The organism is Aminiphilus sp. (assembly GCF_029975095.1).
Lineage (GTDB): Bacteria > Synergistota > Synergistia > Synergistales > Aminiphilaceae > Aminiphilus.
The window spans coordinates 1-6159 of record NZ_JARKPW010000158.1 but is presented as its reverse complement, the minus strand read 5'-3'; the positions used below and the strand labels follow the sequence as shown (position 1 = coordinate 6159).

Here is a 6159-nt window from a genome sequence, read left to right as displayed (position 1 = left end):
CGTGCGTGGTGGATGACGATGGCGATCCCCTTCCTCCGGGAGAGTCTTGAGGAAGTGCTCCGGCAAGGAGCGGCTCCGGAAGGGTGAAAAAAGGAAAGAAAAGGAAGGATTGATGCGCGATGAGTAGGGCGTTCGTCCGGGAAGAGAATGAAACTGCGGACGATCGGGCTGATTTCGAGCTGGAGAAAATGAAAGAGGAGTGGCTGGAAATCCAGGAGAAGAAACTTCGTTTTCTTCAGACCGATCCGAAATCCAGGACGATGGATCAGGCTAAACGGAACGAATGGATTCGCACGATCTCTGCGAATATCGAGAAAACGCGGGTCGAACTGGAACAACTCCGGCAGAAGAGGAACGGGTAAATTCGAAGTGGAGGCCCTTGGGGCCTCCACTTTTTAGGGTGCAGTGTTTGCCGGGGAAAACGGATGTCATCCCGCCTTTCGGGAGCTGTCTTTTCGGGTCTCAGGAACAGACTCCTTCAGACGTGATCGCCTCGGCGATCACGTCTGCCGCCAGGGGAGCCGCGATGGCCAGTGCGTTCCTGCGCATTTCCCGACGCTTTCCCTCGTCGGCGCAGAGAAGGCGGAGATAGGTGACCACGTCCGCCTCGTCCGGGGCGAGGATGCCCGCGCCTTTTTCCTGGAGATAAGCGGCGTTGTACAACTCCTGGTAAGGGATGGGGTTCACCAGAAGGAGGGGAACGCCTGCGCAGAGTGCTTCGCTCACGGTGAGCCCCCCCGGTTTTGTGATCATCACATCCGCCTCGGCCATGAGTTCCTGAAGATTGTTCACAAAGCCGAACTTGCGGAAAACAACCGTTTCCGAGGAATCCATGTCGTCGATCTTTCTCAGGAGATCCCGGTTTCTTCCGGTCACTACCGTCAGCGCAAGAGGCATTGCCGCGTCGAAGATGTCCCGCATGATGCGGATGGCCTGGTTGTCCGGAATCGCGCTTGTAACGAAGAGTACCGAGAGAAGCCCTTCTTTTGGGGGGCGGAGTGTCGGCGGCGGAGGAGTGGGTGTTTGGGGTGCGGGCCCCGCCGCCTCGGGGTGCAGGGCCGCGTATTTCCGGAGCACGGGGATTCCCGAGAGCACGATGCGCTCCCTCTCCACTCCCATTTCCAGAAGGGCGTCACGAACCCAGTCGCCGGCCACGAAGTAACCGTCCACGCAGTCGTTCTTCCAGAGTTTGTGAAGACCGTAGTCGGTAACCACCGTGTAGATCCTTCCTCTGTAGAGATCCTGTTCCTTCATGCGCGAGAGGACATTCGCCGGGAAATAATGGGTGCACAACGCTACGTCGGGCATGTTTTCCTCGATGAAGCGCATGAATCCCTTCACGTTGTTCACGCGGAGCTTTTCCACGAGACGAACCACGCCGCTGGAATTTCTGTCGCGGTCGAGCAGTTCGTAGACGAAACGGCAGGCCAGGTGAGAGTGTTCGCTGATGAAATCGTAGGCATCGCTGTAGGACCAGCGGAAGACGGTGTTGGAAAAATTGAAGATGTCGGTGACCACGTTGGGCACGTTTCGTGCGTTCAACGCTTCTCGCAATGCCATGGCAGCGGTCTTGTGGCCGTTGCCGGCGGTGATGTAGGTGATCTGCACAGGTTTCATGACGCCTCCAAAGAATTACGGCGAAGAAGGCGGAGTGCCGCACATCGCCGCCGGGGTCGCTGTTCGTGTGACACAGGTGATTTCCCCAATCTTCTTGCAAGGCTTCTTTTCGGTCAAGCCGCATAATGGCGGAATCGGACCGGGAGGGATCTTGCCACCGCCGGGTGAAACGGGGAGAATGGCACCCTGTGGGAAGCCGGGGCGGTCGATGTCGATGCTGAGGAAAACGGTCATGGACGTGTTGCGTCGATGCCGTGATTGGTCTGTGAAAAATGAAAAGATGAAAGGAGAGGAAACATGGAACGGAGGAGTGACGGAAGGGAACGTTCTGCGGGAAAGGGACGGCAATGGCTCTCTCTGGTCTTTCTCGCCTGTTGTCTCTTCGGAACGGGTGTGAATATCTCCGCGGCCATCGCCGTTGCGCCGATAGGGGTGGAGTGTCCGGAGATCGTGCACATCGGCGAACCCTTTCGGGTGCGAGTCCGCCTTCCTGGGGTCCCGGCTCCGGAAACGCTTCGGGTAGTTTGGCTCGGCATTTCCCTGGATGTGGAATTGCGCTGCCGTGGCGGCGATTGCGAGGGCGAGATCCTGCTCGGTACCGAGGTGGGCAAGACCAAGCCCGGCACGCAGACACTCCGCCTCATTGCGGATGTGGGAGGGGAGAAAATCGCCATGCAGCGGAAGATCGCAGTGCGGGCAAAACACTATCCCGAGACCAGACTCTCGCTTCCGGAGAAGATGGTGACCCCTCCAAAGGATGTTCTCGAACGTATCGCCCGGGAGCGGGAACAGGTCCTGAAAGCCCGGAATACCTTCACGGCACGGCGTTACTGGGCATTGCCCCTCCAGCGCCCGGTTCCCGGCGTGGTCACGAGCCCCTACGGGGGAAGACGTATCCTGAACGACAAACCGAGAGCCCCCCACGGCGGAGTTGATTTCAGGGCAGCCTCCGGAACACCTGTGAAAGCTGCGGTGGAGGGCGTGGTCGTCCTCACCGGAGAGCACTACTATGCGGGCAAGAGTGTCTACATCGATTCGGGGAACGGCATGATCTCTCTCTACATGCATCTCTCGGAAATTGCAGTGAAGGAGGGAGATCTCGTGCGGAGGGGACAGGTTCTCGGAAAGTCCGGAATGACGGGCAGAGCCACGGGGCCGCACCTCCACTTCGGGCTTTGTCTCGGTGGACAGCTTGTGGATCCCCAACCCCTTTTCGACGAACGCTGAGAGGCGGCAAGAAGTCTTTCAAGAGACGGAGAGCGAGTACGGCGGAAGCGGAAAGCGCAGGAGAATCGCGGCAGGGATCTCGTTGCCGTGGTCATGATTGCCTTTCATTTTCGGAAGCGTTCCGGAGGCATTTCCCCGGGACGCTTCTCTCCCTCGTTGGAGACGACGCAGGTTCGCCTGGTGCGATGCCCTGCGGCAAAGAACCTGGCGAACCTGCGAAAAAAACTTTGGCAGGATGTTCTTCCCGCTAGGATTGCTTGAACCCGGATTCCTTGCCGGTCATATCCGCGATGTCGACCCGGACCACCGCGACGGTCTGAAGGGCCGCGTCGGGAAAAGGAAAGGATTCTTTTCCGTAATGGGCGATGACGACGTTCAATCCGTGCCTTTTCTCCTCGGGGGTCTCCAGGATGACCGCCGTGCCGCGGCCCACGACGCTGCGATAGCGCATGCTCCAGTTGCAGGGATCTTCCGCGGTCAGAATCTCCAGATCCGTCTCCACTTCGAAGGAGACCCTGGGGTTCCTGCGGATCAGGTCGAGTTTTTTCCCCGACGTTGCGCCGTGAAGGAAGAGCTTTCCGTTCTCGTAGCCGAAGTTCAGGGGAACGATGTAAGGATATTCCTCGTCGAACAGAGCCAGACGGCAGACCTCGCCCCTTCGCAGGACATCCTCCAGAAGGTGGCGTTCGGTGATTTCCTTGTCCTTTCTTCTCACGGCGTTCCCTCCCCTACCTACAGGAGCGCTCCGGGGCGAAGTGACGGCGGCAGGCCCGGTGCGCGAGTGCGTTTCCTCTCCGCAGAAACGTTCAGTAGACCGCGAGAATGGTAGAATGAAAAAAAAGAAAAAGCAAGCGGGGAGACTCTGGGCGGATTCTTGAGCCGAAAACGGAGAGGACGGTGGAGAAAAATGCTCCTGCGCCGAGGAATCCGGAGTCGCGGCTGTCGTGCTTCCTTTTTTGTCGCGATCTGTCTGCTCTGTTTGACCACGCTTTCCTCTTTCGGTGACGAGCGTGTTCTCCGTGATGGGGACGCCCTTGCCGCGGCGGAAGAACTGCTTGCTCGGTTCGAGGACGCGATGGGAAGACTTCGGGAGTATTCCTGCACGTTCACCAAGCGGGAGTGGAAGGACGGGCGGCAGCTTCCAGAGGAAGTGATTTTCCTCAAGTTCAGGGTCGATCCGCGGAGTGTCTACATGCGGCGGATCGGGGTGGAGAAGAGGGGACAGGAACTTCTCTGGAGGCCGGACTGGAATGAGGGCAGAATTCATGTCCATCCCGGCGGGTTCGGCTCCTTTGTCGCCGTGAATCTCGATCCTCTGGGCGCGAAGGCGACCGCCTCAAGCCGGCATCCCGTGACGGAAGCTGGATTTCCGCATCTGCTCCGCCTCCTTCGAGAGAATGTGGGGCTACTTCGGGAAAAGAGTGCGAGCGGCTTGCGCCTTTACCCCTCTCCGGAGGATGGAGAGGGAGAATGTATCATCCTTGAGCTGCCGAAGTGGAAGAACGCCGACCTTTACTGCTACAGAACGGAATTCTGTTTCCAAAAAGAGACGTCGCTTCCGAAGCGGGTTCGGAGCTGGGATTTTGAGGACGGGGACCAGCGGCTTGTGGAGGACTACATGTACGAGGACCTGAGGGAAAATCCCGGATTTTCGGACGCGGATTTCTCTCCGGAAAATCCCGCCTACGATTTCCCCGGCAACTCCCCGTCCCGGAGAGCGTGGTAGGGAGGGAACATCCGTGAGCTTTCGGGAACTGCCGAAGGGAGATATGCTGTTTTTTCTCGGGCTCCTGATCCTCTTTCTCCTCTGGGGCGCGGCTCCGCGCGTGCTCTTTGTCGTGACGTCCGCGCTTGCCTTGGGCTACCTCCATTTCGTCTCTCGGGAGAATGTGCTCCTTCATTTTGCCGTGGGGCTTTGCATCGCCTTCGGATATCTGTGCATTTTCAGAAACGTGTATTCCTACGGGCGGTTCGATGTGAAACTCCTGTCCTTTCCCCTTTTTCCTCTTCTCGCATGGCCCACGGCCTTCTGCCTACTCCATTACCTGACCAAGCGCGTCGCCGAATCCGTTGGTGTCGTTTCCGCAGGAGGACGAGTTCTGCTCGGGTATCTTCTGTATGTGCCGTGTCTTCTTTTCGTGGAATACGTGGGGTATCACGTTGCGGGCATTCGTCTCGAATCGGCCTACCCTTCGCTGGGTTTCCTCGATTGCATGCATATTCCCGCCCCGTTGAAAGCCGTCTATTTCGGCAATGGTTTGCTCTTTCTCCTGATTGTGTTCGGAATCCTTGAGGGCGAAGGACATCCCATGCTGGTTTCCAAGGCGGCGCGTTCCACGGAAAACGCGCATTCCCCGGAACGAAGCGAGTGATTCACGGGAAAAAACCTCCCTCCCTCCCTCCCTCCGTGATTCTACGGGAAATTACGCATGTCTCTTCTTCGAGGTGTGCTAGTCTTTTGTTCGACCGCGTTCAACTCGCGAATTCTTCCCGAAAAGGGGGTGTTCGGTCTCGCCTGAAGGCGAAGTCGAGGGCGGCACGCGAGGGTTTGAAAGACGCTCTACGCTTGGACACGAAAGATGAAGGGGAAAACGAAGCTCAGCCAGACATCTTAAGGAGGTAATCTCGAATCATGAAGAAGTCCCTTTTCGCAGTATGTACCGCTGTCGCTCTTCTGGCTCTCTTCGCCGGCGCATCCCTGGCGGCGGCGACCATTCCGAATTTCTCCGGGAAATGGACGTGGAAGAACGAGGCGGGAGACACCTTCACCATCAATCTGACGCAGAAGAATGACATCATCAAGGGGTCCCATGAGGCCACCGCCGAGAACGGGGCCAAGGTGGACTCCAGCAAGGGCGAGATCAGCATCTACGGGAAATACGTGGATGGAGCCTTTCTTGTGGAGTTCCGGAGTTTTGCCAGCGACACCAAGGGGCGGGCCATGATGCGGTTGGAGAACAAGGGGAAGTCTCTTCTCTGGCAGCTCGTGAACTATCCTGAGGGCGAATACTATATCCCTCAGGGCAACGTGTACATGAAGAAGGTGGCGAAGTAGACTCGTTTCGCCCTTTTTCGTTTCCCGGAAGGCTGGGGAAGGCGAAAAGCGCATTCCATCGCGCTCTTCGCCTTCCCCAGCCTTTTTTCGGTCGGTTTTTCCCCCGTGGCGGACCGGTTCCCTCCTAGAATAAAGTTGTCACAACTGGGAGCAGAAATAGCCCGAAAAGTTGTGGTGATAATAGAGGCATGCAGGTTGAGAGTCGCCGAGTGTAGCCTTGGGATGCGAATCTCGTCAAGGAGTCTGGCGCCTCACCTCTT

Annotated in this window: 7 protein-coding genes; 5 read left to right on the top strand and 2 right to left on the bottom strand. The window is 57.7% G+C overall.

Annotation, left to right across the window (positions count from 1 at the left end):
- The first annotated feature begins 119 nt into the window (after positions 1-119).
- Positions 120-362 carry a hypothetical protein gene (locus Q1K49_RS09785; RefSeq protein ID WP_300525610.1) on the top strand — a complete coding sequence of 81 codons (243 nt, stop codon included), beginning with the start codon at positions 120-122 and terminating at the stop codon, positions 360-362.
- A 100-nt stretch (positions 363-462) separates the two neighbouring features.
- On the opposite strand, the gene Q1K49_RS09780 is transcribed toward Q1K49_RS09785, so the two are convergent.
- Positions 463-1617: a glycosyltransferase gene (locus Q1K49_RS09780; RefSeq protein ID WP_300525608.1), complete on the bottom strand. Its 1155-nt coding sequence runs from the start codon at positions 1615-1617 to the stop codon at positions 463-465.
- 297 nt (positions 1618-1914) lie between these two features.
- Between Q1K49_RS09780 and Q1K49_RS09775 the strand changes: the two genes are divergently transcribed.
- Entirely contained in the window at positions 1915-2844 is a 930-nt protein-coding gene (locus tag Q1K49_RS09775) for a M23 family metallopeptidase (RefSeq protein WP_300525606.1), read from the top strand.
- A 247-nt stretch (positions 2845-3091) separates the two neighbouring features.
- On the opposite strand, the gene Q1K49_RS09770 is transcribed toward Q1K49_RS09775, so the two are convergent.
- Positions 3092-3559, bottom strand: coding sequence for a pyridoxamine 5'-phosphate oxidase family protein (locus Q1K49_RS09770; RefSeq protein ID WP_300525605.1), 468 nt, complete (start codon positions 3557-3559; stop codon positions 3092-3094).
- A 192-nt stretch (positions 3560-3751) separates the two neighbouring features.
- On the opposite strand from Q1K49_RS09770, the gene Q1K49_RS09765 reads away from it, so the two are divergent.
- The 3 genes from Q1K49_RS09765 (at position 3752) to Q1K49_RS09755 (ending at position 5899) form a co-directional block, all read left to right on the top strand.
- Positions 3752-4570 carry a DUF1571 domain-containing protein gene (locus tag Q1K49_RS09765; RefSeq protein WP_300525603.1) on the top strand — a complete coding sequence of 273 codons (819 nt, stop codon included), beginning with the start codon at positions 3752-3754 and terminating at the stop codon, positions 4568-4570.
- A gap of 13 nt (positions 4571-4583) precedes the next feature.
- Positions 4584-5216, top strand: coding sequence for a hypothetical protein (locus Q1K49_RS09760; protein ID WP_300525602.1), 633 nt, complete (start codon positions 4584-4586; stop codon positions 5214-5216).
- 260 nt (positions 5217-5476) lie between these two features.
- Complete coding sequence (locus tag Q1K49_RS09755; RefSeq protein ID WP_300525600.1) at positions 5477-5899, top strand: avidin/streptavidin family protein; 423 nt, start codon at positions 5477-5479, stop codon at positions 5897-5899.
- The last annotated feature ends 260 nt before the right edge of the window (positions 5900-6159 follow it).